We start from the raw sequence: 26,813 nt of genomic DNA on the forward strand, positions 1-26,813 counted from the left end.
GTCCCGGCGTTGAGGACAGTGCCGGCGGCAGGGGTGTACACGAAGGTGCCGGGCACGCTCGCCGTGGCGTTGAGCTGGGTGCCGCCCAGGGCTGTCCCGTAGGTGATGGCACCAGGCGTCGCCCAACTGATGCTCGGGGTCTGCTTGGTGTTGACGATGATGCTCACGCTCTTGGTGGCCGTGGTGTAGTTGACGGCATCGGCGGGCGTGAAGGTGGCCGTCAGGGTGACCGGGCCCGCGGTGGAGAGAACGGTGCCGGCTGCGGGATTGTAGCTGAAGCTGCCTGCTACGTCGGCAGTGGCGTTGAGCTGGCTCGACCCGAGGGTCGTGCCCGCATAGACCGCTGCCGGCTCGGCCCAGTTGATGGCGGGAACGGCACGGGCGATTGCGAGTGTTCCCGTGGCGCTGCCGCTGTAGTTGGCATCGGTGACCGTGGCGACGACGGGGTAGCTCCCGGCGGCTGTCGGCGCGCCGCTGCCCCCGGCATAGGTGAGGTTGATGCCGAGGCCCGGCGGGGTCGTGCTGGCGGCAACGACCTTTGGCGTGCCGTCATAGGTGGCGCTCAGGCCGGTGAGGGATACGGAGGCAACGGCCTTGTCAACCGTCAGGCTGACGGTGGCGCTGGCGCTGGTGTATGCGTTCGGGTCGCTCGGGGTGAAAACCACCGACAGGGTCCGGGTCCCGGCGTTGAGGACAGTGCCGGCGGCAGGGGTGTACACGAAGGTGCCGGGCACGCTCGCCGTGGCGTTGAGCTGGGTGCCGCCCAGGGCTGTCCCGTAGGTGATGGCACCAGGCGTCGCCCAACTGATGCTCGGGGTCTGCTTGACATAGGCCGTCACGGTCCAGGTAAAACTTGCGCTTCCTTTGGCGTTGGAGGGGTCAGTGGCGGTGACGGTGACGGTGTAGGGGCTGCCGGCGGCGGCGCTGTAGTCAATGGTTCCGGTAATGGCACCCGTAGAAGCGTTGATGGCAAGGCCCGCAGGCAGGCCCGTGGCGCTGTAGGTAAGAGCGTCACCATCAGGGTCGGTGGCGGCGACGGTAAGGTTGACGACCGTCCCTTCAACATTCGTGCGGTTCGCCGGAGCGATGACACCCGGCGCACGGTTCACGTCGGTCACGGTCCAGGAAAAACTCACGCTGCTGCTGGTTATCCCATCACCAACCATAACTCTTACAGAGTAGATGCCGGCAGCCGTGTAACCCAGGGTGCCGGTGATGACTCCGGAAGATGAATTGATGCTAAGCCCCGGAGGAAGTCCCGTGGCACTGTAGGCAAGGGTGTTGTTGTCCGCATCGGACGCCTGGATCTGGAGATTGACCGCCGTCCCCTCGGGGGTAGACTGGTCAGCCGGCATTGTTACCACCGGAGCCCTGTTCGTGTCGGTCACCAGCAGCGTGTAGGTCTGAGTGGCAAAGAGGCCAGCCGGATCGCTCACCTTTACCGTCACAGTATAGCTGCCGGCATCGGTATAACCAGGATTCCAAGAGATGAGCCCGGCCGGCGAGATCGTCATGCCCGGGGGGGATGCTGTCAGACTGTAGGTAAGAGCGTCGCCGTCCGGGTCGCTGGCAGAGACGGCGTATCCGTACGCGGCCCCCTCGCTTACCGAGGTGACGGCAGTTGACGTGATGCTCGGCGCACGATTGAGCTTCGTTACCGTTACCGTAAAGGTCTGGGTGGCGGAGAGCGCCCCGTCGCTTACCGTTACGACAACCGTATGTGCGCCGGCCTGGGATGCGAGAGGAGTCCAGGAGATGGTGCCGTTCGCGGCAATCGACATGCCCGAGGGCGCAGTGGTGAGTGCATAGGTGAGGGAGTCGCCGTTGGGATCGCTCGCCACCACTTGATAACTGTACAGGGCTCCTTCCGTGGCGCTCGTCACCGGCGAGGAAGCGATCACCGGAGCTTGGTTGACCTTGCCGTCAGTGACCGTAATGGTGAAGCTCTGGGTTGTCCTGTTGAACTTCGTATCAGTCACCGCCACGATGACATCCCAGTTGGCCGGTGTCGAGCTTGAGGGTGTCCAGGTGAGGGTGCCGGTGGTCATGCCCATTGCCATGCCGGTGGGAAGCGTTTTGCCCGTGGGCGCGCTGATGCTGTAGTAGAGCGTGTCCCCGTCCGGGTCCGTGGCGGAGACGGTGTAGGAGTAGAACTGCCCCACAACGGCGGCTGTCACGGGACTCGATGCAATGACCGGCGGCCTGTTGGCCGGAGCCACGGCGATCGAGAAGCTCTGGGTAGCGACGAGCTGACCGTCGCTCACCCGCACGGTTACCGGGAAAGTTCCGGTCTGGCTGTTCGTGGGGGTCCACTGGACAAGGCCGGCCGAGCTGATTGACATGCCCGACGGCGCGGCGTCAAAGGAGTAGGTCAGTACCGTGCCGGCATCGGCGTCGGAGGCGCGCACCTGGTACGTGTAAAGGGCGGACGCGGACGCAACGGTTGCGGGCACTGAGGAAATCTGCGGCGGATGGTTGCAGAGCGCGATCGTATCCTGCACATGGCGGGGATAGGTTTCATCGCTCAATCCCATGGTCAGGTTGTTGGCCGTGTTTGCCGCGATGTCACGGGGCGAATTGTACAGGACCGTTGCCTGGAACGTCTGCTGCCCGGCGCCTTTGGCAAGCAGGGGCAAACTCCAGACAATCTCCCGCGTGTCCGCCTTGTACTCTCCCCCGTTGGTTGCGGAGACAAAGTCAATGCCGGCGGGTAGCTTGTCTGAAATCAGAAGGTTGTGCAGATCGATGGTATTGGCCGTGTTGTCGTAGGTATAGGTGTAGGTGAGCGGCTGCGCGTATGCCGCGCACTGGCCGGGATGGGTCTTGGCAAGGAACAGGGGCTTCGAGGGGTACGCCTCGTCGGCAATCTCGAAGGAGACGGAGCCGTTCGCGGGGATCGCCAAGTCCCACTGGAGCGCGAACTGAACGTCCGCATTGGTATTGGTGTACGGGCCGCCGAAATTGTCGAGATTGTAAGGAGTGGAGCCATTGGCGAGGAGGCCGATGAACTGAGTCATGTCGACGCCGTATCTGCTGGGCGGAAGGGTTGACGACTGAACCACGCTGTAGCCGTTGCCGTTCTTGTCGCTGGAACTCGTGAAGCCGGACTGGAAGGCCCTTTTCCCCACGATGGCCACGTTGTCGTTGCTGAAGGGAAGGCTCAGGTCGTAATCGGAGTAGGCATAGAAATGGAAGTCGAGAGGAGAGCCGCGGTGGTTGTTGATCGTGACGGCCCGTTTCAGGGTGGATCTTTTGGTGCCCGTCGCGCCGCCCGTAAGGCGGTAGGCGACTTCAACGGAATAGGTGCCGTCCAGGGCGGTATAGACAAGGGCAAGCGCCGTAGGGTCCGCCTGGTTCGCCGGGCGCGCGACGGTGAACATGCCTTCGGCGTCAACGTCATTGGATATCAGCGGATACTCGGGCCCGGAGGTCCCGACACGGCAGTAGAAGCCCAACTGGCTCACTATCTGCTTGCCGTCGATCGTCCAGCCGTATACCCCATAGGTGGAGGCATCTTCGAAATTCACCGTTGAATTCTTGCTGGACAGAGTCCAGTCGGCGGCCTCCACGGCGCCGGAGGCAATGCCGAGCCCTACCAGCACAGCCGCCACGACCGACCTGCACACACTTGCTAGATTCTTCATTTCCACACGCTCCTCGTACTTGCAGTTCCCGACTGGAAAGGCTGCGTCATAACGTCATTGAATACGAATATCTATCGTTGCCGCGCGCTTCAGTTCTTCAACGATTTCTTCAACCTTCCTGCGCTGGTAATCCTTTGCCAGATACTGCTCGATGAAATCCCGCATCTCTTCGAAGGTCCTGACCGTTTCGGGATGCCGTTCCATCACCCTGATGATGTGAAACCCGTGGCGCGTCTTGACGATACCGCTCGTCTCACCCGGTTTGAGGGAAAAGGCGACCTGGTCGAACTCACTCGGCATGAAGCCACGCTGGATTTCTCCCAGGTCTCCGCCCGTGGCGGCGCTGGCGCAGTCGGAGCCCTCGCTGGCAAGAACGGCAAAATCGGCGCCGGCGCCAATCCGGTCGCGAATGCCTTCGATCTTTTTCCGGGCCTGCGCCTGAGTCTCCGGAGAGGCTCCTTTGTCGACCTTCACCAGGATATGCTGGACAACGATCGTCTCGGGCTTTTTAAAACCGGCCTTGTTCTTTTCGTAATAGGCCCTGAGATCGGCTTCGGGAACCTTGATCGCATCGATGCCGCGCGAGGCCAGGTAGGCGTCCACAAGAACGTCGCGGCGAGCGGTGTTGTCAAGTCTGTTCTCGGGTGGCGCCGCCACGCTCCCGTCCCGTGGCACGCTCGAGCCGATGGCTTGCCGGCGGGCCTGAATCTTTTGGGACAGATCGGCAGGATTCAGCTTTTCACCCGCCTGGGCCAGCAACTCCATGGCGATAAGCTTATCGAGCTCCTGGCGTTCGACTCTCTTCTTCTGTTCGTCGGTAACCTTGCGCCCGGCTCCCCTGCGGTGGCTCAGGGAAAATTCGACGAACTGGTCGAGTTCGTCCTGGAAGATGACGGTGCCGTTCACAACGGCCGCAGCGGCTCTGTCAACGGGAGCGGCGGCAATTCCGGCGCCGGGCGCGGACGGAACACTTCCCAGTGCGCACAGGACGGCAATGATGAGATTGCGCACCGTCTTCATGGTGCCCGCCCGACTCACAGTTGCTCCGGAACGGCCGTCACCCGCGCCGATGTTCCCGGTTTTCCGTGGGGGATCAGCACCAGCCTGACAGTGCCGGATGCCGTATAGCTGAACGATGCCGCCCCTTCCGTCCCACGCCGAAAGCGGATGAAGTTCACAAGAGGACCGTCGGCGCTTCCAACGCGGACTTCAAGCGCCTGCAGCGTCGCCCCCGTAATGTCCAGCCGATAGGTCGAGTTCGTGAGATCAAGGGTTGTAACCGATGCACACCGTTTCCCCCGCGGCGTGGTGACCACCGTCTCGATGCTCGGCGGGTAAAGAACGGCCTTGGCTACGTCAACGAGGCCGTAACCATAGTAGATGTCCCTGCCCGGTTCACCCAGGTCCCGGGCGGCTGCCGCAAGCCGTTGCCTGACCTCGTCGGCAACGGAGCGGTTGCCGTTGGTGTCGGTGATACCGGCCGAGATGAGAAGCACCGCCGCACCGGTGACATGGGGTGCGGCCTGCGATGTGCCGAAATTGGTGCGGTAGCCGCCGCCGATCGCCGTGGAATAGATATTGTGCCCCGGCGCGGCCAATTCGACCTGGGGGCCGTAACTGGAAAACGTTCCAAGCGTGTCGTCCTGGTAGGTGGCGGAGACGGCCACGACCGAATCGAAGGCGGCTGGATAGAGTACGACTCCCGGCGAGAAGTTGCCGGCCGAAGCCACCAGCACGATTCCCGATCGATAGGCCAGATCGCAGGCATCCTTGAGCGCCTGGGAGAACTCCATGTTGCCGAAACTCATGTTGACGACCTGCATCCGGTTCTCGATGGCCCACTCGATGCCGGCGATGATGTCGCTCAGTTTCCCGCCCAGGCCGCCGTCAAGCACCTTGACGGCATAGAGCTCCGCTGCGGGGGCGACGCCGACCACACCGGTGCCGTTGTTGCGGGCGGCGATGATCCCGGCCACGTGGGTGCCATGGCTGAGAGAGTATGCGTCGTCCATGGGATCGTTGTTGTCAGCTACAAAATTGTACCCGCCTTTGTAGTTGTCCCTCAGTTCGGGATGCGTGTAATCAATGCCCGTATCGAGCACTGCCACTCGGACCCGCGCGCCGGTGATCCCGGCCTCCGCAACCTGGTCGGCGCCGATGTGCTGCACACCCCACGTTGCAGCGTACTCCCCGGATGCAACCACGACCGGTTCGATGGAAGAAAACACGAAGTCCGACTCCACGTAGGCAACGTCGGGATCTTTTTTCAGGCGTTCGATCTCTTCCTCGGACAGGGTTGCCGATATGGCGTTTACCGCAGAGTGCGTCCTTTTGACGCGGCCACCGTGGCGATAGACTTTCTCTTTGTGGCGAACGTCTTTTTTCCCCACTGCAGAGCGAAACCCTATAATGACCTTCCTGTCAGCGGCAAAAGCGCCATCCTGGGGAAGCAGCAGGGCAAAAAGGGCCGTAACGGCGAGCAGATACCTCATGGCACACGTATCCCTTCACGTTCGACGATGACAAATCGCATCGCGAATGCATATAAGCTGTGTCTGGGGAGAAAATGGGGGGCAGGGGAACGAATCCCCTGCCCCGTTGGTCAAAAAGGTATTACCGCTTGACTTTCTTCGGAGCCGCCAGGATTTTGCCGGAGAGCGCACCGTTAATGGTTTTCACGGTTACGTAGCCGTTGGTCGCAAAGTCCGGGCTGGTGGCAACTACCTTGGTGTCGCTCCAGGAGATGATGGAGGCCTCGGTAGTTCCGGCGTACACTCCGATACCGGCATCATACTCGGTGCTCGGTGCCGGTCCGAAACCGGTGCCGGTAATGGTAAGGGTCTTGCCTGCCGCAAGGGTTGCGGAGGCAATGATCCGCGCCGGCGTGACGGTCAGCTTGGCAAGATTGCTGACCTTGTTTGCCTTGGCAATGCGGAGCTCGTAGACACCTTCCACCAGGGCAGGAACGGACACCTTTACCTCGCTTTCGGTGACCGAGAAGGGAGTGAGCGTAAGGTTCGTGCTGCCACTGACAAGCGTGACGGTGGGCTGGTAGGTGGTGACGCCGTCGGGTCCGACGTTAACGAAGCTGGAGCCAACAATGGTCAGGACGGCTTCTTTGCCAGCGGTAACCGTGTAGCTGCTCTGGCCGTTAATGGCGGGCACGGTGGCGTCGGTGAACGGGGACGAGTTACCGAACCAGGACCAGTGACATCCCTGGCAGTCCCAGTTATTCCCGATGTGGCCCCAGCCACGGTCTTCCAGGCCCGGCTTGACCGTACCGAGGTTGGCGGCGTTGGGGCTGTCCTTCTGGATGTTGTGGAGCGAGTTCACGCCGTGGCAGACCTCGCACTGGCGGATCGGTACGTTGGAGGACGTATTGTGGCAGAGGTTGCAGTCCGTGATGCCGGTGCCGTGGTGCGTATCCTGGTTGCTGAAGATCGGGCGGACCGTATTGGTCTTCGGATCGATGGCGTTGGGTGCGGCCTGGTGGCACGCCTCGCAGCCCTGGACGATAGCAGTGCCGCCATCCGGAGCGGGTACGGTCCTGCCGTCCGGCAACGGTGTGACAGAGCTTGCGCCGTAGGTCGGGATGTAGTGGCCGTCAAGCGGATTGTCGATGAAGTTGCCGTGGCAGAACTTGCAGTCCTTGGCAACGGCAGCGGCAGAGGTGTGGTGCGGGGACTGGGTATGACAGTTGAAGCAGTTTCTGAAATCCTGGAAGGTGAAACCGCCCGAACCATCGGAAACCATGACGTGGCAGCCGGTGGCAAGGGTCGGAGGAACCGTGCCGGAAGTATTGATGCAGCTTGCCGGCGGCGTGACCGTATTGATCAGGGCGTGGTGCTGCTGAACGAGCACCGTGTCACTGACGTGGCACTCAAGGCAGTCGGCTTTGGTCAAGTTGGGAAATTTCGTATCGTAAATCCCCAGGAACTGGTTTGCCGGCGGGGGCGGAACTGCTGCACCCACCATTGCGCCGGTCAAAACAACGGCTGCGAGCGATACGCTCATCAGTACCTTTTTTTTCATTCCTTTCTGCTCCTTTCTTGTGAAGACTCCATGATGAAACATTACAATCAAAGCGAATGACTTATTCTTTCCTTCGTGCCACCTCCTTTCGATACGTCATAACCCCTCACTCAGACTAATTACAATGCAATTTAAAAAAAGCTGCATCGGACAACGGCAGCAGCGCGGATGCATAGCGCCCGCCAGCCCCGCGCGCCTCTCCGTCCGGCGATGCTCGGGCCTTAATGGTCCCGAATGGTGCCTTGGCGTGTCCCGGGGTGTGCACACTCTCAACATTAAAAACCGCACACATTAAGCAACACACACAACAGTGTACTGTATCTATTCAGAGTTATTTGTCAACACACTTTTAAAGGTGCATTTTAACGTTCAGCAACAAATTAGCAACACAAAATACGGTTTATCCGTGAACAATAATTTGACATTCTCTTATGCCGGTCGCCACTACAATGCTATTTTCATTATATCTAGCATGCGACGCATCACAATCATCAGCAGCCACACCGAATCACACTAGTCAATTTCACGTCAATTAACGGTCGCACCCGTGAAATGACTATCTATCCGAAGGTGGCATTTCGAGCAAATCCATTACCGCTTGCACATGAAACACCGGAAATACACAGTGTTGCAATTAATTAACATATTTATATATCAATAATACAACCGGCCATCAACGTTAATGACCTCTCAAAATTGCAAGCGCCGCGCCGAAATTCTTGATGTGCTGGAAGACACACGGGGCAGTGCAACGGATCGCGCCAGGGTGAGCCCGCACCATGTGCGCTATTTTCCTAACTTCAGTTTGAAAACCGCTCTAGATATTTTTTTCATAACAACAACGGGTCCCAACGCGGAAACCGGGTCAACTGCCGGCCCCGGATACATACTTCTGTTTTACCCTCAAATAGTTAATAATTTCGGCTAAATACAGATATCCTCCATATCCATGCCTCATACCTCTTGAGCGAGGCCGTATAATGACGGTGTACGGCTTGGGACCTCCAGTGAGCGTAAACTATTGTTTTAGCGGGTTTTACGTTCATCTTTACCCTTGTTTGCCCGACTGAACTCTTCTATAGTTAAGAAAAAGGACGCACGGTAAAGGAGAAATGAGCCATGAAATGCCCAATCTGCAACGATCGCACGGGAATCACCATTGATATGCATTCGGACGGCTATGCCGATAACCTGCTGGAGTGCACTACCTGCGGGGCAATCTGGATTCAGGAACTGGAAGGGATTGTTCTGCTCAACAAGAAGGTTGCGTAAGGGGGGTGCCTTCTCCTAGAACATGAAGCGCCGCATGCTTATGTTCATGAGAATGCCTATACCCGTCATTGACGTGATCAAGGATGTGCCGCCGTAGGAAAACAGAGGCAACGGCACCCCGACCACGGGGAAAAGGCCGATTACCATGCCGATGTTGATGATGATGTGCCAGAACAGCATGGCCGTTACGCCCACAGCCACGAGGCTGCCGAAGCGGTCGTTGCAGCGCCGTGCGATCTGGAGCCCCCACAGGATGAGCACCACGTACAGCAGCAGAACCACCAGGCTCCCCACGAATCCCCATTCCTCGGCAAAAACGGAAAATGCGAAGTCCGTGTGCTGCTCCGGCAGGAAGCGGAGCTGGCTCTGGGTCCCCTGAAGAAACCCCTTGCCGAACAGGCCACCCGATCCCACGGCAATCTTGCTCTGAATGATGTGATATCCCGTACCCAGGGGGTCCCTCTCCGGGTCCAGAAAGTTGAGAACCCTGTTTTTCTGATAATCCCTGAGATAGTAATGCCAGCCGAGCCAGACAGCCGGTACGGCGGCGGCGCATACGGCAGCCAGCGCGGAAAGGCGGATACCGACAAACGCGAGCATGGATCCCGCAATGAGAATGACAAGAATCGCCGTGCCCAGGTCGGGCTGCTTCATGATGAGGATGGCGGGCGCGCCGATCATGAAGGCGGGCCATGCCAGCTCCCGAAGCCCCAGACCGCCGGACAGTGGAACATTGGCCAGGATGCGGGCCATGGTGATGATCCCTATGATTTTCATGGGTTCAGATGGCTGAATACTGATGAAGCCCAGGTGAAGCCAGCGCGTGGCCCCCATCGAAGTCCTGCCGAAGACCAGAACCACCAGCAGAAGCAGGAACAGGATGCCGTAGAACCAGTAGGCAACGTCCTCCAGCAGGTGATAGTCGATACTGCAGACCAGCAGCATGATGGCGAGGCCGACCATGATCCAGGACATCTGCTTGAGATAGTAAGGAGTGCCCGACAGAACGTACGACGACGAGGCACTGTAGATGTTCACCACGCCCACCGCGCAGATCAGCAGCACGAGCCCCAGCAGCATCCAGTCGAAATTGGTTATGAGCCGTCGGTCGATCATGGTCTATTCCTGAGCCTCTCGGGGCTGTCCCCCTTCGTCGGATGGCACCTCGTCACCGGCTCCGCCATCCCCGGCAGCGGCACCCTTCCCATCCTTGGCCGGCCGGTGAATGACTCCCTTTCCTTCAAAGTAGGCTCGCAGGATACTGCCGGCAATGGGTGCCGCCGCCGAGCCTCCGTGCTCGCCGTGCTCGACCACCACCGCAACCGCCACTTCGGGGTGTTCATAGGGAGCATAGGCCACGAACAGGGCATGGTCGCGATACTGGTAGGGGATATATCCGCGCGTATCCCTCAGCTTGACGACCTGCGAGGTTCCCGTCTTGCCGGCGACCCGGACATCCGGGATTCGTGCCATGCCTCCGGTGCCGCCCCTCTCGTTCACCACCGCCCACAGCCCTTCCTTGACTGACCTGATCGAGCGCGGCGAGACATCGGCCCTGGTGATGATCTCGGGCTGGAACTCCCTGAGGACCTTTCCGTCGCGGTCGATGATCCGCTTTACCAGCCGGGGCCGGTACACGACACCGTCCGTGGCAATGGCAGCAGTCATGGACGCCAGTTGGATGGGGGTCATGAGGACATAGCCCTGGCCAATGGCCGCGCTCAACGTATCCCCCTGGAACCACTTGGTCTTGTGCCGCTGGAGCTTCCAGGCTGAGGTGGGAATGAGCCCTCCCTTTTCATTGTCCAGGCCAATCCCCATGGGGGCGCCAAGGGCAAACTTTTGCGCGTAGGCTGAAAGCCGGTCGATGCCGAGCTTCTCGCCAAGGACATAGAAGTAGACGTCGCACGACTCGCGAAGGGCACGCCTCAAGTCGACCGCTCCGTGGCCCTTTTTGTCCCAGCAGCGGAACGTGTCGTTCCCAAGCGTATAGGATCCCTTGCACGTAACCGTGGTGTGATCGTCGATGATCCCCTCTTCCAGCCCCGCCAGAGCGGTAATGATCTTGTAGGTCGATCCCGGCGGATACTGCCCCTTCAAGGCCTTGTTCTCCAGGGGATGGCGCTTGTCTTCCAGGTATTGCTTCCAGATTTCAGGGGGCATCCTGCCGGCGAACAGCGATGGATCGAACTCGGGATTGCTGACGAACGCCAGAATTTCCCCGGTATTTACTTCCATCACTACCGCAGCTCCCGCCTGGGCGCCAAAGGCTTGCTCGGCCCGCTTCTGGAGTTGGGCGTCAATGGTCAGAACCAGGCTCGACCCCACGGTCGGGGGCGTTTCAGCTATTGTCCGCAGGATCCGCCCCCGGGCGTCCACTTCGATCTGCCGGCCGCCGTCGTGGCCATGGAGGACCTCTTCCCAACTGCGTTCAATCCCGCTCTTGCCCAGGTAGTCGCCTGAATTGTAGCCGACAAAGGCCGGGTTTTTCAGCTCTTCATCCGAAATTTCACCGATGTAGCCCAGCAGGTGAGCCGCCAGCGTGCCGTTCTCATACTGACGCACCGGTTTCATCTCGATCTCGATACCGGGGAGCCAGAGCCGTTTTTCCTCCAGAAACTCCAACTGGTCGCGGGTTATCCCCGATGCGAGGACAATGGGATAGTAGCGGGCGCGCCCCTTCCCCTTTTCCCACTTTTTGAGGAGCTCACTCCTGTCGGCGCCCAGCAGTGCCACCAGTTGCTCGATCAGCCAGTCGCGATCCCGGACTTCCTGGGGGATGACGGCAACGCTGAAGGAAGGCCGGTTGCTCACCAGGACCGCGCCGTTGCGGTCGAATATTGTCCCTCGGGACGCTGCAACGGGCACGAGGCGCAGCCGGTTGTTTTCGGAAAGGCTCTGAAAATCCTCGGCCTTGACGATCTGGAGGTACCAGAGCCGCGTGACGAGGATGAAGAAAAACACCCCCACTGCGATGAGCAGCACGACCAACTGGCGCTTCGGCTCCTGGGTGTCGCGTATGAAGCGCTGCCCGTTCATCGAATGTCACCCATCCGCGCAAAGGGTGTGAAAGTGAAGACGATGGAGGCGGCAAGGGCGTTCACGAGGCTCTGGGGAACCAGCCCTTCGAGCAGCGAGGAATAAATGCCGTGGGAAGAGGAAAAAAGGAGCAGCAGGAGCAGGCTGATCAGGCCGCTGACCATGGTTGCCGAGAAGGTGCCGATGATCATGAGCGAGCGGCGGTCAGTATAGAGGCGCCCGGCCGCAAGGCTGAACAACAGGAAAATGACCAGGTAGGAAAAAGCGTTGAGTCCCAGGTAGAGCCCGCTGAACGAGTCCTGCAGGAGGCCGAGGACAAAGGCGAGCACTCCCCAGGCGGGCCCTTCCCGCAACCCCATGAACACCACGAACAGGATGAGCAGGTTCGGCTTGAAGGGATCGGCGATGTGCGCCGGGATCACGGACACGTGCAGGACGATCGCGGCAAAGACGAGAATGGCGTACCAAACGAGCTTAATCATTGTTCCGGGGGATCAGCACGAGGACTTCCTCGAGCCGGGCGATATTGACGGCAGGGCGTATGTTGATGTTCTGAAAGATTCCGTACTCCCCCTTCTTCACCATGGTGACCTCACCGATCACCAGCCCCTTGGGGAAAATCCCCCCCATGCCGGAACTGACCACCACGTCGCCGACTTTCACATCCTCTTCCCGAAGGGAAAATTCAAGGCTGCAGAGCCCTCCCCCCTGCCCCTTGACCACTCCGCGGGCGCGGGAGCGCTGCACCACGGCGGCAATGCCGCTGGCATGGTCCGTGAGCAGCAGCACCCGGGAACTGCCAGCGGCAACCTTGACCAACTGGCCGACCACACCATTGGCGGCGACCACCGGCATTCCTTCCGCAAGGCCGTCCACGGCGCCCCGGTTGATGACCAGCGTCTTGAACCAGGGAGCGTTGTCTTCGCCGATGACCTGGGCGGCCACCGAGGGGAGTCCGACCGTTCCCTTCAGGCCGAGGAGTTGCCGCAAGCGGCCGTTTTCATGGATTGCCTCGCGGTTTTCCATGATCCGGCCGTTCAGGATCTTGACCGATTCGCGCAACTCCTTGTTTTCGCGGCGGACATCGACCAGATTGACGTAATCGCTCCAGACGCTTCCCAGAAACGTGCTGACCCGCGAGCCCAGGTTATGGACGGGGGCGAACAGGTCGATGACCACCCGCTCGAACAGGTTGGCCTGTTCCTTCTGGCGCAGGTTCAGGGAGTAGAAGGTGAGCGCGGCCAGCAGGGCCACGGCCGCCACGATATAGACTCGATATTTTCTGATCAGCTCCAGCATGAATACTCGCGGCGGACGTCAGGGTACAAAAGCGCAAGGGAGGCAGTGCCTCCCCCTGGTCAGCGTAAATCCTGCCTCTTGTCAGTCCAGGATAAAGGGAGACTCTGCCACGTCCTCGTGCCGGATCTCATCCACCGGCGAGGCCTTGCCCTCTCCTGCATACAGTCTGTTGGGCGCGTTGAACACGATGCCGTCACCGCTGCCGACATTCTTGTAGGCATGGACGATGCCCGGCGGCACGATGACGGCCACGGGCGCATCGACCCCGGCGAACAGTGTTTGTTTCACGCCGTGGGTCGGCGAACCGGGCCGGGCGTCCCAGAGATAGACCTTGAAATTGGACGGACCGATGAAACAGAACCAGTCGGTCTGGTCCACATGCTCGTGGGGGCCCCGGGCAATGCCGGGTCGGGTCATGGAGACGTAGGCCATGACCGGCATGGTCTCGGTATCGGTCTCGTCGCTGCGGAACAACTCTGCGAGCCAGCCCCGTTCGTCCAGGAATTTGGCAAGGGGCTTCACCACCACGTCGTGGATCCTGCCACGGGTGAACTCGGGACTAACGCTCATGAATGGCACCTCCGCACAGTTCGGTTTCATTGTAGATACGGGTCAGGTAGTCCCGGTAGGACGACGTGGGAGTCTCGGCGATAATCTCGGCCATCCGGCGGCAGTCGATGAACCCCATGCGCAGGGCGATCTCCTCCAGGCAGGCGATTTTCAATCCCTGGCGCGCCTCCAGGGTGCCGATGAAGTGGGATGCCTCCAGCAGGCTCTGGTGGGTTCCGGTATCGAGCCAGGCAATGCCGCGCCCGAGTCTTTCCACCATGAGCTCGTCCCGCCGCAGGTATTCCAGGTTCACGTCGGTGATCTCCAGCTCCCCGCGAGGAGACGGCGCCAGGTTTCGGGCGATCTCCACCACCCGGCCGTCGTAGAGATAGAGGCCGGGGACGGCATAGTTGCTCCTGGGATGGGCGGGCTTTTCCTCGATGCCGACCGCCTTGCCGTGGCCGTCGAACTGTACCACGCCGTAGCGTTCGGGGTCGTTCACGTAGTACCCGAAGATCCAGGCGCCCGTCGTGAAATCCCGCACCAGGCGGTCGAGCCCCATCTTGCCGTAAAAGATGTTGTCTCCCAGGATCAGGCAGACCGGGTCGCCGGCAATGAAATCCTCGCCCACGAGGAACGCCTGGGCGATTCCCCTGGGTTCGGGCTGCACCTTGTAGGTAAGGGTTATCCCCCACCGGGAACCGTCTCCCAGGAGCGACTGGAAGCGGGGGGTATCGTGGGGGGTAGAGATGATCAGGATGTCTTTGATCCCCGCCATCATGAGCGTGGCAAGGGGATAGTAGATCATGGGCTTGTCGTAGACCGGCTGGAGCTGCTTGCTGGCGACGAGCGTCAGGGGATAGAGACGGCTGCCGGCTCCGCCGGCAAGTATGATTCCCTTGGAAATGGCCATGGACTCTCCTGGACCTCGGTGTCCTCGACACCGAAAACATCTCTTTAAATCAGCGGTTATAGCACAGCGGGCAAAATAGCGTCAAACGCTATCTCCCTCCAGGTCAATGATCCGGCGGACCGCGGCGAGGATGTCGGCGCAGGCCAGGACACCGTCGGGAACCCGGGGCACCTCGCCGTCGCCGTACCCGGTGAGGACGAGCAGGGAGGTGCAGCCCGCGGCGAGCCCGGCTTCCACGTCGGACACCTTGTCGCCTATCAGGTACGAGCGGGCCAGATCGATGCCCATGTCCCGAGCGGCGCCGGTCAGCATCCCCGGCAGGGGCTTGCGGCAGGAGCACTCGATGCGATAGGGTCCCACCCCGTGGTGGGGATGGTGGGGGCAGAGGTAGTAGGCGTCGACGAAGGCGCCATCCCTGGCCAGTTCGGCATCCATGAAACGGTGGAGCCGGTGCACCGCCTCCTCGTCGTAGTATCCGCGGGCAACCCCCGACTGGTTGGTCACCACCACCACGAGAAAACCGGCCCCGTTGAGGAGCCGGATCGCCTCGGGGGCGCCGGGGATGAACTCGAATTCATGGGCCTGGTGGACATAGCCCTTTTCAACGTTGATGGTGCCGTCCCGGTCGAGGAAAACGGCGCGCCTGCCACCCGTCACCGGTCACTCCTCGCCGTAGGCTTTCAGGATCTTCTCGATGATGTTCGTTGTGGAGCGGCCGTCCACGAACGCCACCAGCTCCACCCGGCCGCCATAGGACTCGACCACCTCGCGCCCCACTACCCCGTCGAGGGTGTAGTCGCCCCCTTTGACCAGCACCGCCGGCCTGAGAGTCTCGATCAGGGTGAGCGGCGTGTCTTCATCGAAGACAACCACATAATCGACGCAGTCCAGGGCCGCAAGGATGTGGGCCCGCTCCTCCTGGCCGATCAGGGGACGTTTTTCACCCTTGAGCCGCCGGATGGAGGCATCGCTGTTGAGTCCCAGGACGAGCAGGTCGCCGAAGCCGCGGGCTTTCTGGAGATACTTGACGTGCCCCACGTGCAGGAGGTCGAAGCAGCCGTTGGTGAACACCACCTGTTTGCCCCGCGCCTTTTCCGCCGCGATGATCACGGCGAGGGCATCCAAGTTCTTGACCTTGGCGTCTCCCTCCCCGTGCTGGAACCCCACGGATCCGACAATCTCGGCAGGGGATACCGTGGACGTGCCCACCTTTCCCACTGCCACGCCGGCCGCCACATTGGCCAGACGGGCCCCGTCGGCGAAACCGACCCCCCCGGCCAGGGCCATGCCGAGCACGGCCAGCACGGTATCGCCGGCGCCGGTCACGTCGAACACCTCGCGGGCATAGGTGGGGATATGCACCACCTGGCCGCCCCGCAGGAAGAGCGACATCCCCTCTTCGCTCCGGGTGATGACCAGCGCGGTCAGGTCGGCCGTCTCCAGAAGGCGCTCGCCGGCCCGGCAGAGGCTCTCCTCGTCGCGGATGGCGATGCCGGAGGCCGTTTCCGCCTCCTTCCGGTTGGGGGTCAGGACCGTGGCGCCCCGGTATTTCGTGTAGTCGCTCCCCTTGGGGTCAACCACCACGGGGATTTCGCGCCTGCGGGCATAGGTGATCACCTCGGCCAGGAGCGTCGGGGTTAAAACCCCCTTGAGGTAGTCCGACACAAGGATCACGTTGAAACGGCCGCCGTGGGCGTTCAGGTAATCGATGATGCGCTGTTCGTTGTCCGGCCCGATCTCGTCCCGTGATTCCCGGTCGATCCGGACGATCTGCTGGTTGGCAGCGAGAACGCGGGTCTTTCGGCTGGTGGTGCGCGACGGGTCCTCCACAATGCCGGTCACGTCGATCCCCTTGCCGGAAAAGGCATGGAGGAGAATGGTGCCGTTCTCGTCCCCCCCCACCACGCTCGCCACGCTCACCCGGCAGCCGAGGGCCACCAGGTTGTTGGCCACGTTGCCGGCCCCGCCGATCCGGATCTCCTCCCGGGTCACGTCCACCACCTGAACCGGCGCTTCCGGGGAAATCCGCTCGGCCTTGCCCCACAGGTACTGGTCCAGCATCAGGTCGCCGATGACCAGGGCGTTGATCGTCCCGGCATGGGCAAAGAGAGATTCGACGCTCTTGCGCTCCATGGCTCCCCTACCCCCGTATCCGGTCCAGAATGCCCGCCGCCAGGAGCGGGATCATGATCTCGTGGTGGCCGGTGATGGTGTAGCCCCGCCCCTTGCCCGACGTGGGGCGCTTCACCACGTTCTGGAGGGGCCGGTAGTGCTGCTGCATGTCGAAATTGGCGGTGGAGAAGTGATCCACGTGGTGACCCAGATTCTGGGCGATGGAGAGAGCCTTGAGGAAGACCTCGGGCAGAAGCACCGCGCTTCCCACGTTCAGGTAGACGCCGCCGTCCCCCAAATCGGCCACCACCGAGGTGAGCAACCGGAAATCCCTGAAGGTGGCCTCGCCGATGACCGCGCCGTCCGCCTCGGGGTGCTGGTGGATGATGTCGGTGCCGACCGCCACGTGGACCGTCACCGGGATATCGCGCTCCACGCAGGTGGCCAGGAGGCTCGACGTGCGGTAGGGATTATTGTTCTCGATTATGAACCGTCCCACGGACTCGCCGTAGCCCAGGCCCCGGGCGACACCATCCCTGAGGGCCCGGTTGATGTGGCTGCCGGTCTCCTCGGCCATGCCGAAGGTGCCGCAGTGGAGAACCGCCCCCACATCCTCGCTCGTCTCGCCGATGAGCGACAACTCGTAGTCATGGATGGACCCGGCGCCGTTCAGGGCAACCGCGGTGATGACATCGGCTTCCACCAGCGTCTTCAGGACCGGTTGGAGACCGCATTTGATGACGTGGGCTCCCATGGCCAGGATAACCGGCTTTCCCTTCTCCCGGGCCGAGACCACGGCGCCGATGACCCCCGTGAGGGCCTCTGCCCCCAGTTGGTTCGGCAGGGACCGGAGCAGATCCGCCACACTCATCCCCGGCGTGACCGGTCCGGCGAAATCGCGCCGGATGCTCACCTTGTTCTTCCGTTCGGCAAGGGGATAGGTGGTGACTCCGGAAAGGTCCACGGGACGGTATTTCATGGGAACAGCCTCTTTTCGACCAGGTCGCAGACGATATGGATGATGGCGATGTGCCCCTCCTGGATGCGGGGGGTGTCGGCGCTCGGCACGGTGAGATCCAGTTCCACGATATCGCGGATGGAACCGCCGGTCCGGCCCAGGAGCCCCACGGTGCGGCAGCCGCGTTCCCGGGCCAGGAGCAGGGCTTCCTGAACGTTGCGGGAATTGCCGCTGGTGGAGATCCCCACCACCACATCCCCCTCATCGGCCAGGGCTTCCACCTGGCGGCGGAATATGGCGTCAAAGCCATAGTCGTTGCCGATGGCGGTGAGGATGGAGGTATCGGTGGTCAGCGCCACGGCCGGCAGCCCCCGGCGCTCGAGCTTGAAGCGCCCGACGATCTCCGCTGCGAAATGCTGGGCATCGGCGGCCGATCCGCCGTTCCCCATGACGAGGAGCTTGCGCCCTCCCGCCAGAGAGTCGGCAAGGAGTTTCGCGAACGATGCGATGCGGTCTGCCAGCTCCCGTTCGAGCGCCTCCAGAACCTGCCGGCCGGCGCGAAGCTGTGCCGTAATGTCGTCTATCACTGGGCCACCTCCTCCCGCTCATCCCCCTGACGGGCTGCTTCGGAAAGCATTACTGTAACGCAATCGGCCGGGGCTGTCACCGGATTTCCCTCCCCGTCGCGCCGGTAGAGCACCTCTTCACTGGCACCTACCTCCCCCTCGAACCAGGCGAAGGGACGGAAGGACATCCCTCCCGGCAGATCGATGCCGTCGATCCCCGCCACGCAGACAGGGTCGCTCCCCTCTGCCGCGTACCGCTCCGCAACCCTGCGGAGCGCGGACGGGACGAAAAAGCGCGGCAGTTCTTCCACGACGATGCTGCGGTGCAGGGAACCGAGCCCTGCGGCAGAAACCGCCCGCCTGAGCTTACATCCGATGGCCACGGTAACGCGATGCCCCATGCGGGCCGCCCGTAGCAGCACGCCGAACCGGGTGCGCACGACCTCCGGGTCAGCGTCGGCAGGGAAATAGACGAGGAACGAAGCCTCGCGGCCCCAGCGGGCTTCCACCCTTGCGGCGCTGGCACCGACCAGTTCCTGGCGCCGGGCGGGCGAGCCGAGCAACACCTCATCCCGGAAGACCACCGGCACGCCTTCGGCGGCCAGGGTCAGGCACCCTCCGGCCAGGGCCCGGCGGGAGTAATCCCTGAGACACCAGAGATCGCCGTCCAGCTCTTCGTCAAAGCCGCCCAAGCGCTCGAACAGGGACCGACGGATCAGCATGGCTGCAAAGGAACCGTGGGAAATCTCGGTCACCGTCGCGGCGGGCTTTACCCTGCCGCGACGGGGGGTGCCGGTTTCCTGGGCCAAGAGGGGAATCACGAGGCCTGCTTCGGGCCGTGCCGTTGCCAGTTCCACCAGCGGTTCGAGCCAGCCGGACGCCACAACGGTGGTATTGCGCACGATCACCACGAAGGGGGCTTCAGCCCGGGACAGGCCGCGGTTCACCGCCGGCACGAAGCCGCGGGTGGTGTCGTTCCTGATGAGCAGGGCCCGGTCGCCGAGCCGTTCGGCGAATTCTTCCAGGAGACGTTCGGTTTCCCGGTCGCTGCCGTTGTCGATCAGGACGAGACGGGCTTCCGGAGCGGACTCCACGAGTGACACGAGACAGGTGCGCGTCTCAACGGGACGGTTCCAGACGGGAACGAGTATGTCGACGGTGAAGGATGCCATCGGAATGCTGCCGTGTGACTGGCTAGTGGGGATGAGGGCGCGGCCGCACATCGGGGTGAGGTGCAGCCGCGCGGACAAAGTGAGTGCGCTCCGGTGACGGAATCCGGTCAGGAGCTGACGGCGACCCGGCGGAGCAGGTTCAGTTCGTCGAGAACCTTGCCGGAACCGAGAACCACGCAGGAGAGGGGATCGTCGGCGATGAAGACCGGCAGCCCCGTCTCTTCGCGCAGGAGCATGTCCAGGTTGCGCAGGAGGGCGCCGCCGCCGGCCAGGAAGATACCCCGGTCCACGATATCCGCGGCAAGTTCGGGCGGGGTCCGCTCCAGGCAGATCTTGACGGCGTCAACGATGGCGTTGACCGGTTCTGACAGGGCCTCGCGGATCTCGTCGGAATTGATCTCGGTGGTTTTGGGAATGCCGGACACCAGGTCCCGCCCCTTGACCTCCATGGTCCGCATCTCGTCGGCGGCATAGGCCTCGCCGATCTCGATCTTGATGATCTCGGCCATGCGGTCACCAATGAGGAGGTTGTACTTGCGCTTGATGTACTGGACAATGGCCTCGTCCATCTTGTCACCGCCGACCCGCACCGACTTGGTGAGCACGATGCCCGCCAGGGAGATGACAGCCACCTCGGTGGTGCCGCCGCCGATGTCTACGATCATGTTGCCGCTCGCCTCGGTGATGGGGAGGCCGGCGCCGATGGACGCCGCCATGGGCTCCTCGATCAGATAGACCTCACGGGCGCCGGCCGACTCGGCCGACTCCTTGACGGCCCGCTTCTCCACCTGGGTGATCCCCGAGGGGACGCAGATGACGATCCGGGGGCGAACCAGGGTCTTGCGGTTGTGTACCTTGTGGATGAAGTAGCGGAGCATCTCCTCGGTGATGTCGAAATCGGCGATGACGCCGTCCTTCATGGGGCGGATGGCGGTGATGTTGCCCGGCGTGCGGCCGAGCATCTTCTTGGCTTCCATCCCCACTGCCAGCACCTTCTGCTGGCCCAGGTTGGTCTTCTGAACCGCCACCACGGAGGGCTCACGCACCACGATCCCCTTCCCCTTCAAGTAGACGAGGGTGTTGGCGGTGCCGAGGTCGATTGCCAGGTCATTGGAAAAGAGGCCGAAAAGGCTGTCGAATATCTTGAGCATGGATTATGAATCCTTTCACGCATGCAGAGGAGAATGACGTTTTTGAAGCGCTGAATCGTAGCAGAAACCCATCCCGCGTGCAAGGGGGAAAAGCGCTGGATAGTGTAATCATGTTGCGTTCCCATGGGTACTTATAGTAGTATTCGGACCCGTCGTTTCCACGGCGCATCCGAATCCATCCGGCACAAAGGAGTCCCCGCCAATGCTCGGCATCATGAGGAAGTACAAGCAGTCCCCCATCATCAAGGTGGTCTTCGGCGTCATCGTTCTCTCCTTCATCGGTACCATCTTCCTGGTATGGGGCAAGGGAGAAGGCAAGCTGACACCCTCCAGCTACGCCGTCAAGGTCGACAGAACCACAATCAGCTACGAGGACTTCCAGCGGACCTACTACCGGTTGCGCGACATCTACGTCCAGCTCTACGGTCCCGCCCTCACCCCGGAACTGGAAAAGCAGCTCAACGTCAAGAAACAGGCCCTCGACACCCTCGTCGAAGGTGCGCTCGTTCGCAACGCCGCCCGGGACATGGGAATCAAGGTCAGCAAGGATGATGTTCAGCAGGCCATTGCCGCCATGCCCTCGTTCCAGGTGAACGGAGCCTTCAGCTTCAACCAGTACGTGCAGGTCCTCAAGGCCAACAGGATCGCTCCCAAGGAATTCGAGGAAAGCCAGAAGGAAGAGCTGATGATCAAGAAGGCCCAGGACAAGATCAAGTCCCGGGCTACGGTGACCGACGACGAGGCCCACGAGCTCTTCCGCAAGCGCAACGACCGGCTTGCGCTCTCCTACGTATCGTTCTCCCCCGACGACGTGAAGGGAGAGATCAAGCTCACCGACCAGGAGATCACCGACTTTCTCGCCCAAAACCAGAACGACTTCAAGACCCCGGAGAAAATCAGCATCACCTACGTGATGGTCGACCCCCTGAAAGTGGGCGGCCTTGAGGTGAGCGAGGCCGACATGCAGGCCTGGTACCAGAAGAACATCGACCGCTACCAGGGACCTGCGGGCATCCTCCCACTGGCCGAGGTCAAGGAGAAGGTCCGGGAGGACGCCCGGCGCTTCAAGGCCGGTCAACATGCCTACGAACTGGCCGCCGACGCCGTCAACAAGAACAAGGCAACCGGCGACATCGGCGCCGTTGCCCGGGCCCTGGGCGCCAGGACGGAAGAAACCGCCCTGTTCACGGCCCAGCAGCCCGCACCGGCCCTGGCCGGCGAAACCGAGCTGATCCGCCGGGCCTTCCTCCTCAAGGAGGGCGAACTGGGCGGCCCCGTGGAAACGAAAAAGGGAATCTACCTGATCAAGCTCAAGGAGCGCAAGCCCGCCGAAGTGCCGCCCCTGGCCCAGATTCGCGCCCAGGTCGAAGAGAAGGCCAGGGCAGCGAAGGCCGTGGATCTGGCGAAGAAGAAGGCCGAAGAGGCCCAGGCAAAGCTGGCCAAGGGTGATTCGACCGGGCTCACGCTCCGGGATTCAGGCTCCTTCGCCTTCGACGCCAAGGGCAGCGTCCCCACGGTGGGCGCCTCGCCGGAACTCATGGAAGCAGCCTTCACGCTCACCACCGCGGCGCCGGCCCCCAAGGAGCCGATCCGGGTGGGCGCCCGCTGGATTGCCTTCCGCCTCAAGGAACGCACCGAGCTGAACGCCGCCAACTTTGCTGCGCAAAAGGAGAAGATCAAGCAGGAGATCCTGCCGCGCAAGCAGGACGACGAATACCGCAAGTGGATCGAAGAGCTTCGGAGCAAGGCGAAGATCGAGATCAACCCCGCCCTCAAGGACATCTGACCATTAACAAGAGGAGATTCTAGCCATGGCAGAACTGGTGCTCAAGACCGATTTCCCCGACCTGAAACTTGCCGGCCGCGGCAAGGTACGCGACATTTACGATCTGGGCGACGCGCTGCTCATCGTCACCACCGACCGGATCTCGGCCTTCGACGTCATCATGAACGAGGCGATTCCCGACAAGGGGTACGTCCTCACCCAGATCTCCGCATTCTGGTTCCGCCAGATGGAGGACATCATCCCCAACCACATCATCTCCACCGACGTGAAGGACTTCCCGGCCGAGTGCCAGAAGTATGCGGCCCAGCTCGAAGGCCGGTCCATGCTGGTCAAGAAGGCCAAGCCCCTGCCGGTGGAATGCATCGTGCGCGGCTACATCTCCGGCTCCGGCTGGAAGGACTACAAGGCCACCGGCGCCATCTGCGGCATCACGCTCCCGGCCGGCCTCGTGGAGTCCGACAAGCTGGAGGAGCCCATCTTCACCCCCTCCACCAAGGCGGAACTGGGGGAGCATGACGAGAACATCTCCTTTGACAGGTGCGTGGAGCTGATCGGGCGTGAACTGGCCGAAAAGATCCGCGACGTCACCATCGCCATCTACAAGCGGGCCCGGGACATCGCCGACACCAAAGGAATCATCATCGCCGACACCAAGTTCGAGTACGGCATCTACAACGGCGAACTGATCATCATCGACGAGTGCATGACCCCGGACTCCTCGCGCTTCTGGCCCAAGGACAGCTACAAGCCGGGCGGCGCCCAGCCCTCCTTTGACAAGCAGTTCCTGCGGGACTACCTGGAGACCCTCGACTGGGGCAAAACCGCGCCGGCGCCGCCCCTGCCCGAGGAAATCATCCGCAAGACCGGCGAGAAGTACATGGAAGCCCTGGTGCGGCTCACCGGAAAAGGCAAGTAACCCGACCCCTTCCACCAGATCAAAAACACGAAACCCCGGCCGTTGCGTCGGGGTTTCGTGTTTTCCGGCTCGGGATGTAAGAGGACGAAGAGTCAGCCGGCGACCGGGGCCGGACCGGCCAGCGATTCCAGGACGGCCTCCAGGGTCTCTCCCCCCGTTGTCAGGTAGAGAGTGCCGTCGGTAACGGTCAGCTCCCAGGAGATGTTCCGTTCCAGGCCGGCTGCAAGTTGGGCAACCACGGCATACTCGATCCCCTGAACGGTCAGGTTCGGAACCGCGTTGAATCGGGCAAGATACTGTGCATCCCAGCGGAACCTGTTCGGGCCGCAGGCCAGGAGACCGACCCGCTCCGCATGGCGGCACGCTTTCAGCAGCCGTTCCGGGTCCGGCGTTCCCACCTCGACCCAGAGCGTCACCCGGCCGTCGGGCCCCTTGCACCACAGGTCGGGCTCGTCTCCGGCGCAGATCCCCTTGGTGAAGGTCAGTTCAGGCTCGTACCAGAGGGCAAAGGCAAGCAGCCTCAAGACTACCCGCTCCGCCGTCTCTGACGGATGCCGGGCAAGGGTGGTCTGCAAGGTTTCGTAGATGCCGCGGTCCACGTGCGAAAGCTGGATGACGGCGCGATGAACAGTGGACGGCAGGGCCATGGCAAGATGCTCCTTGGGGGCCGGCGAGTTCAGCAGGCCGCCTGGTGCAGCTGCTGCGACTTTTCGAGATAGTAGCCGTAATTTCCTTCGTAGATCCGCATTTCGCCGTGGTCGATCTCAAACACCCGGTCCACCAGCAGCCGGAGGAAGTGGCGATCGTGGCTCACCAGCACCACGGTGCCGGTGAAGTGTTGCAGTGCATCGAGCAGAATCTCCCGCGAACGGATATCCAGGTGGTTGGTGGGCTCGTCCAGCACCAGGAAATTGAGGGGCCGGGCCAGGAGCGTGGCCAGCACCACCCTGCTCTTCTCGCCGCCGGAGAGGTTCTCGATCCGCTTGTCCACCGCGTCGCCCGAGAAAAGGAAGGCTCCCAGCAGATTGCGGATCACGCCGATGGTCGCCAGGGGCATGGCATCCTGCACGGTCTCGAACACGGTCTTTTTCGGATCGAGCAGTTCCATGGCGTGCTGGCTGAAGTAGCCCAGGGACACATTGGCGCCCAGGGCCATGCTGCCGTCAGTGGGTTCGGTCCGGCCGGCCAGAACCTTGAGGAAGGTGGACTTGCCGGCACCATTGACCCCCACCACGGCGATCTTGTTCTGGCGACGGATCACGCCGGACACGCCGCTGAAGACCGATTTGTCGCCGCCTCCCGGCAGGCTCCAGCTCTTGGCGAGCCCGTTGAACACGGCCACGTCGTCGCCGCTGCGGGGGGGCTCGTTGAACTCGAACCGGATCACCCGCTCCTCGGGCGGGATCTCGATCCGGTCGATCTTTTCCAGCTTCTTCACCCGTGACTGGACCTGGGCCGCATGGGAGGCCCGGGCAGCGAAGCGGGCGATGAACTCCTCTTCCTTGGCCAGCATCTCCTGCTGGCGCTTGTGGCTGGCCAGCAGCTGCTCGCGACGGATGTCCCGCTCCCGCTCGTAGAAATCGTAGTTGCCGCCGTAGGTGGTGACGGTCTTGTCCGCCACTTCGATGATGCGCGTCACGATCCGGTTCATGAAGTCCCGGTCGTGGCTCGTCATGAGCAGTGCCCCCGTGAACTCCCCGGCCAGCCACTCCTCCAGCCAGATGATCGACTCCACGTCCAGGTGGTTGGTGGGCTCGTCCAGAAGCAGCACATCGGGCTGCAGGGTCAGGATGCCGGCCAGGGCGATGCGCATCTTCCAGCCGCCGCTGAAGGATTCCACCGGGTGGTCGTAGCGGTCCGGGCCGATGCCGAGCCCGGTCAGGATCGTCCGCGCCCGGGTGTCCAGGTCGTAGCCGCCCCGGTGCTCGAACTCCTCCATGGCGGTGCCGTACCGCTCCAGCAGGGCCGCCATGGCATCATCGTCCATGGGCTCGGCCATGGCCGCTTCCATCGCCTTCAGCTCGGCCGCCAGGCGCACGGTATCGGCCGAGACCGCCATGACCTCCTCCAGGGCCGTGCGACCGGCCATTTCCCCCACGTCCTGCGAGAAATAACCGATGGAGGTCCGCTTGGCGCAGGTGATCTCGCCGGCGTCAACCTCCTCCTCGCCGGTGATGATCCGGAATATGGTCGTCTTGCCGGCGCCGTTGGGGCCCACCAGGCCGGTGCGGCTGCCGGGGAGGATCTGAAAGCTGGCGTCGCGGAACAGAAGCTGGGTGCCGTGTTGTTTGGTGATGTTCGATAGATGGATCATTGCCGCTCCTGCCGGAAAAGTGAAGTGCTTCACCTATCACGACCGGCACGGGGTGACAACTGTTTTTTGAGGTGCGGCAGGACGCATGAAGCGGCGGTCCGGTCGCGGACAGCCGCTCCAGGCCGCGTCACTGACGGCCGGGCACAAACTCTGACACGGGGTTCCCGCTAACGATGGACGGCACCCGGACCGGGCCTATTCCCGGGAACTCACCCGTGGCTCCGGTTTCCTCCCCCACAATCGTCCGGCAGCAATTTCCTTTTCTTGAGAGCGTCCACCAGGCAATCCACAAGTGCGGGATCAAGTGCATTCCCCTTCATTGACAGGAGGATTTCGATCCCCTTCTGCCAACTGTAGGCCCGACGATAGGGCCGTTCGGTGGTGAGCGCGTCATACACATCGGCAACGGCGACGATCCGCGCCGCCAGGGGGATCGCCTCTCCGGCAAGCCCCTGGGGATAGCCGTCCCCGTCAAAGCGCTCATGGTGATGAAGCACGATCTCTACGACCGTCGTTGCCAAGTGCGCCTGCCTGGCCACCTCAGCCCCCCAGACCGGGTGCTTCTTGATGGTGTCGAACTCGCGGGCCGCCACGGGGCCGCCGAAGTTGAGGATCGTCTCGGGCACCCCGATCTTGCCGCAGTCGTGGAGCCAACTGCCGTAGCGGATGTCCTTGAGCATCTGCTGAGAAAGCCGCAGTTCGTCAGCAATCATCAGGGCGTAGGAGGCAACCCTGCCGCAGTGACCCCGGGTGTAGGGATCCTTCAACTCGATGGTCTGGGCCAGGCCCTGAATAACCGCCTCGTCCTCACGGGCAAGGGTGGAGAGGGTCAGATAGCGGTGCACTGACTGCTCCACTATCGCCACCAGTTCATCGTTATCCCACGGCTTGACCACGAACCGGTACACCTCGCCGCGGTTGATCGCCTCAAGGGCAGAGGGAAGGTCGGCGTAGGACGTCATCAGGATCTTTACCGCCTGGGGGGCACTGTCTTTCAGGCGGCTGAAAAGCTGCACGCCCCGCATGCCTGGCATCATGTTATCCGCCACGACCACCGCAATCTCATGCCGTTCGAAGAGCGGCAGGGCCT

Annotated in this window: 22 protein-coding genes; 3 read left to right on the forward strand and 19 right to left on the reverse strand. The window is 62.0% G+C overall.

The features are described from left to right. The 4 genes from AC6CDK_RS12235 to AC6CDK_RS12250 all read right to left on the reverse strand — a co-directional run. Positions 1-3,644: putative Ig domain-containing protein (locus AC6CDK_RS12235; RefSeq protein ID WP_496639850.1), on the reverse strand; the 3,644-nt coding region annotated here is incomplete at its 3' end. A 54-nt stretch (positions 3,645-3,698) separates the two neighbouring features. Then, a complete protein-coding gene (locus tag AC6CDK_RS12240; protein WP_039648171.1) occupies positions 3,699-4,664 on the reverse strand; it encodes a peptidylprolyl isomerase in 966 nt (321 codons plus the stop codon). Positions 4,665-4,678: 14 nt separating this feature from the next. Then, the gene (locus AC6CDK_RS12245) at positions 4,679-6,136 is read right to left on the reverse strand and encodes a S8 family peptidase (RefSeq protein ID WP_192905832.1); all 1,458 of its coding nucleotides are present in this window, start codon (positions 6,134-6,136) and stop codon (positions 4,679-4,681) included. Positions 6,137-6,257: 121 nt separating this feature from the next. Beyond that, positions 6,258-7,676 carry an IPT/TIG domain-containing protein gene (locus AC6CDK_RS12250; RefSeq protein ID WP_039643969.1) on the reverse strand — a complete coding sequence of 473 codons (1,419 nt, stop codon included), beginning with the start codon at positions 7,674-7,676 and terminating at the stop codon, positions 6,258-6,260. 1,119 nt (positions 7,677-8,795) lie between these two features. Here AC6CDK_RS12250 and AC6CDK_RS12255 point away from each other — a divergent pair. Beyond that, positions 8,796-8,948: a TFIIB-type zinc ribbon-containing protein gene (locus AC6CDK_RS12255; protein WP_052269396.1), complete on the forward strand. Its 153-nt coding sequence runs from the start codon at positions 8,796-8,798 to the stop codon at positions 8,946-8,948. A gap of 15 nt (positions 8,949-8,963) precedes the next feature. On the opposite strand, the gene rodA is transcribed toward AC6CDK_RS12255, so the two are convergent. The 12 genes from rodA to AC6CDK_RS12315 all read right to left on the reverse strand — a co-directional run bounded on the left by rodA (position 8,964) and on the right by AC6CDK_RS12315 (position 20,707). Next, positions 8,964-10,064: a rod shape-determining protein RodA gene (gene rodA, locus AC6CDK_RS12260; RefSeq protein ID WP_039643967.1), complete on the reverse strand. Its 1,101-nt coding sequence runs from the start codon at positions 10,062-10,064 to the stop codon at positions 8,964-8,966. A gap of 3 nt (positions 10,065-10,067) precedes the next feature. Continuing rightward, the gene (gene mrdA / locus AC6CDK_RS12265; protein WP_039643965.1) at positions 10,068-11,987 is read right to left on the reverse strand and encodes a penicillin-binding protein 2; all 1,920 of its coding nucleotides are present in this window, start codon (positions 11,985-11,987) and stop codon (positions 10,068-10,070) included. Continuing rightward, positions 11,984-12,469 carry a rod shape-determining protein MreD gene (gene mreD, locus AC6CDK_RS12270; protein WP_039643963.1) on the reverse strand — a complete coding sequence of 162 codons (486 nt, stop codon included), beginning with the start codon at positions 12,467-12,469 and terminating at the stop codon, positions 11,984-11,986. Before mreD ends, mrdA begins: the two co-directional genes overlap by 4 nt. Further along, positions 12,462-13,286, reverse strand: a complete 825-nt coding sequence (gene mreC / locus AC6CDK_RS12275; RefSeq protein ID WP_039643961.1) for a rod shape-determining protein MreC — start codon at positions 13,284-13,286, stop codon at positions 12,462-12,464. Before mreC ends, mreD begins: the two co-directional genes overlap by 8 nt. Positions 13,287-13,367: 81 nt before the next feature. After that, on the reverse strand, positions 13,368-13,856 hold the full coding sequence (locus AC6CDK_RS12280; RefSeq protein WP_192905833.1) for a dTDP-4-dehydrorhamnose 3,5-epimerase family protein: 489 nt from the start codon (positions 13,854-13,856) through the stop codon (positions 13,368-13,370). Beyond that, on the reverse strand, positions 13,846-14,748 hold the full coding sequence (rfbA, locus tag AC6CDK_RS12285; RefSeq protein ID WP_039643957.1) for a glucose-1-phosphate thymidylyltransferase RfbA: 903 nt from the start codon (positions 14,746-14,748) through the stop codon (positions 13,846-13,848). Before rfbA ends, AC6CDK_RS12280 begins: the two co-directional genes overlap by 11 nt. An 81-nt stretch (positions 14,749-14,829) precedes the next feature. Further along, positions 14,830-15,405: a D-glycero-beta-D-manno-heptose 1,7-bisphosphate 7-phosphatase gene (gene gmhB / locus AC6CDK_RS12290; protein ID WP_039643955.1), complete on the reverse strand. Its 576-nt coding sequence runs from the start codon at positions 15,403-15,405 to the stop codon at positions 14,830-14,832. A 3-nt stretch (positions 15,406-15,408) separates the two neighbouring features. After that, positions 15,409-16,881, reverse strand: a complete 1,473-nt coding sequence (gene rfaE1, locus AC6CDK_RS12295) for a D-glycero-beta-D-manno-heptose-7-phosphate kinase (RefSeq protein WP_192905834.1) — start codon at positions 16,879-16,881, stop codon at positions 15,409-15,411. A 7-nt stretch (positions 16,882-16,888) separates the two neighbouring features. Further along, a complete protein-coding gene (locus AC6CDK_RS12300) occupies positions 16,889-17,839 on the reverse strand; it encodes a GSU2086 family protein (protein ID WP_192905835.1) in 951 nt (316 codons plus the stop codon). Then, on the reverse strand, positions 17,836-18,405 hold the full coding sequence (locus tag AC6CDK_RS12305; RefSeq protein WP_039643950.1) for a D-sedoheptulose 7-phosphate isomerase: 570 nt from the start codon (positions 18,403-18,405) through the stop codon (positions 17,836-17,838). The genes AC6CDK_RS12300 and AC6CDK_RS12305 overlap by 4 nt, the downstream gene beginning before the upstream one ends. Beyond that, positions 18,402-19,556, reverse strand: coding sequence for a glycosyltransferase family 2 protein (locus tag AC6CDK_RS12310; protein ID WP_039643948.1), 1,155 nt, complete (start codon positions 19,554-19,556; stop codon positions 18,402-18,404). The genes AC6CDK_RS12305 and AC6CDK_RS12310 overlap by 4 nt, the downstream gene beginning before the upstream one ends. Positions 19,557-19,663: 107 nt before the next feature. Next, positions 19,664-20,707: a rod shape-determining protein gene (locus tag AC6CDK_RS12315; protein ID WP_039643947.1), complete on the reverse strand. Its 1,044-nt coding sequence runs from the start codon at positions 20,705-20,707 to the stop codon at positions 19,664-19,666. Between the two features lie 202 nt (positions 20,708-20,909). Between AC6CDK_RS12315 and AC6CDK_RS12320 the strand changes: the two genes are divergently transcribed. Next, positions 20,910-22,493: a peptidylprolyl isomerase gene (locus AC6CDK_RS12320; protein ID WP_039643945.1), complete on the forward strand. Its 1,584-nt coding sequence runs from the start codon at positions 20,910-20,912 to the stop codon at positions 22,491-22,493. A gap of 25 nt (positions 22,494-22,518) precedes the next feature. Continuing rightward, entirely contained in the window at positions 22,519-23,409 is an 891-nt protein-coding gene (locus tag AC6CDK_RS12325) for a phosphoribosylaminoimidazolesuccinocarboxamide synthase (RefSeq protein WP_066357269.1), read from the forward strand. 92 nt (positions 23,410-23,501) lie between these two features. On the opposite strand, the gene AC6CDK_RS12330 is transcribed toward AC6CDK_RS12325, so the two are convergent. The 3 genes from AC6CDK_RS12330 to AC6CDK_RS12340 form a co-directional block, all read right to left on the reverse strand. Beyond that, positions 23,502-24,056 carry a YaeQ family protein gene (locus AC6CDK_RS12330; RefSeq protein ID WP_039643941.1) on the reverse strand — a complete coding sequence of 185 codons (555 nt, stop codon included), beginning with the start codon at positions 24,054-24,056 and terminating at the stop codon, positions 23,502-23,504. Between the two features lie 29 nt (positions 24,057-24,085). Continuing rightward, a complete protein-coding gene (locus AC6CDK_RS12335; RefSeq protein ID WP_192905836.1) occupies positions 24,086-25,723 on the reverse strand; it encodes an ABC-F family ATP-binding cassette domain-containing protein in 1,638 nt (545 codons plus the stop codon). 209 nt (positions 25,724-25,932) lie between these two features. Next, on the reverse strand, positions 25,933-26,813 hold an 881-nt coding region (locus AC6CDK_RS12340; RefSeq protein ID WP_496639851.1), incomplete at its 5' end, for an HD domain-containing phosphohydrolase.

The organism is Geobacter sp. PheSNFMC (genome assembly GCF_059620965.1).

Bases quoted from the DNA above. Each gene is read 5' to 3' on its own strand.
- AC6CDK_RS12240 (WP_039648171.1), bottom strand. From the start codon at position 4,664: ATGAAGACGGTGCGCAATCTCATCATTGCCGTCCTGTGCGCACTGGGA.
- AC6CDK_RS12245 (WP_192905832.1), bottom strand. From the start codon at position 6,136: ATGAGGTATCTGCTCGCCGTTACGGCCCTTTTTGCCCTGCTGCTTCCC.
- AC6CDK_RS12250 (WP_039643969.1), bottom strand. From the start codon at position 7,676: ATGAAAAAAAAGGTACTGATGAGCGTATCGCTCGCAGCCGTTGTTTTG.
- AC6CDK_RS12255 (WP_052269396.1), top strand. From the start codon at position 8,796: ATGAAATGCCCAATCTGCAACGATCGCACGGGAATCACCATTGATATG.
- rodA (WP_039643967.1), bottom strand. From the start codon at position 10,064: ATGATCGACCGACGGCTCATAACCAATTTCGACTGGATGCTGCTGGGG.
- mrdA (WP_039643965.1), bottom strand. From the start codon at position 11,987: ATGAACGGGCAGCGCTTCATACGCGACACCCAGGAGCCGAAGCGCCAG.
- mreD (WP_039643963.1), bottom strand. From the start codon at position 12,469: ATGATTAAGCTCGTTTGGTACGCCATTCTCGTCTTTGCCGCGATCGTC.
- mreC (WP_039643961.1), bottom strand. From the start codon at position 13,286: ATGCTGGAGCTGATCAGAAAATATCGAGTCTATATCGTGGCGGCCGTG.
- AC6CDK_RS12280 (WP_192905833.1), bottom strand. From the start codon at position 13,856: ATGAGCGTTAGTCCCGAGTTCACCCGTGGCAGGATCCACGACGTGGTG.
- rfbA (WP_039643957.1), bottom strand. From the start codon at position 14,748: ATGGCCATTTCCAAGGGAATCATACTTGCCGGCGGAGCCGGCAGCCGT.
- rfaE1 (WP_192905834.1), bottom strand. From the start codon at position 16,881: ATGGAGCGCAAGAGCGTCGAATCTCTCTTTGCCCATGCCGGGACGATC.
- AC6CDK_RS12300 (WP_192905835.1), bottom strand. From the start codon at position 17,839: ATGAAATACCGTCCCGTGGACCTTTCCGGAGTCACCACCTATCCCCTT.
- AC6CDK_RS12310 (WP_039643948.1), bottom strand. From the start codon at position 19,556: ATGGCATCCTTCACCGTCGACATACTCGTTCCCGTCTGGAACCGTCCC.
- AC6CDK_RS12315 (WP_039643947.1), bottom strand. From the start codon at position 20,707: ATGCTCAAGATATTCGACAGCCTTTTCGGCCTCTTTTCCAATGACCTG.
- AC6CDK_RS12320 (WP_039643945.1), top strand. From the start codon at position 20,910: ATGCTCGGCATCATGAGGAAGTACAAGCAGTCCCCCATCATCAAGGTG.
- AC6CDK_RS12325 (WP_066357269.1), top strand. From the start codon at position 22,519: ATGGCAGAACTGGTGCTCAAGACCGATTTCCCCGACCTGAAACTTGCC.
- AC6CDK_RS12330 (WP_039643941.1), bottom strand. From the start codon at position 24,056: ATGGCCCTGCCGTCCACTGTTCATCGCGCCGTCATCCAGCTTTCGCAC.
- AC6CDK_RS12335 (WP_192905836.1), bottom strand. From the start codon at position 25,723: ATGATCCATCTATCGAACATCACCAAACAACACGGCACCCAGCTTCTG.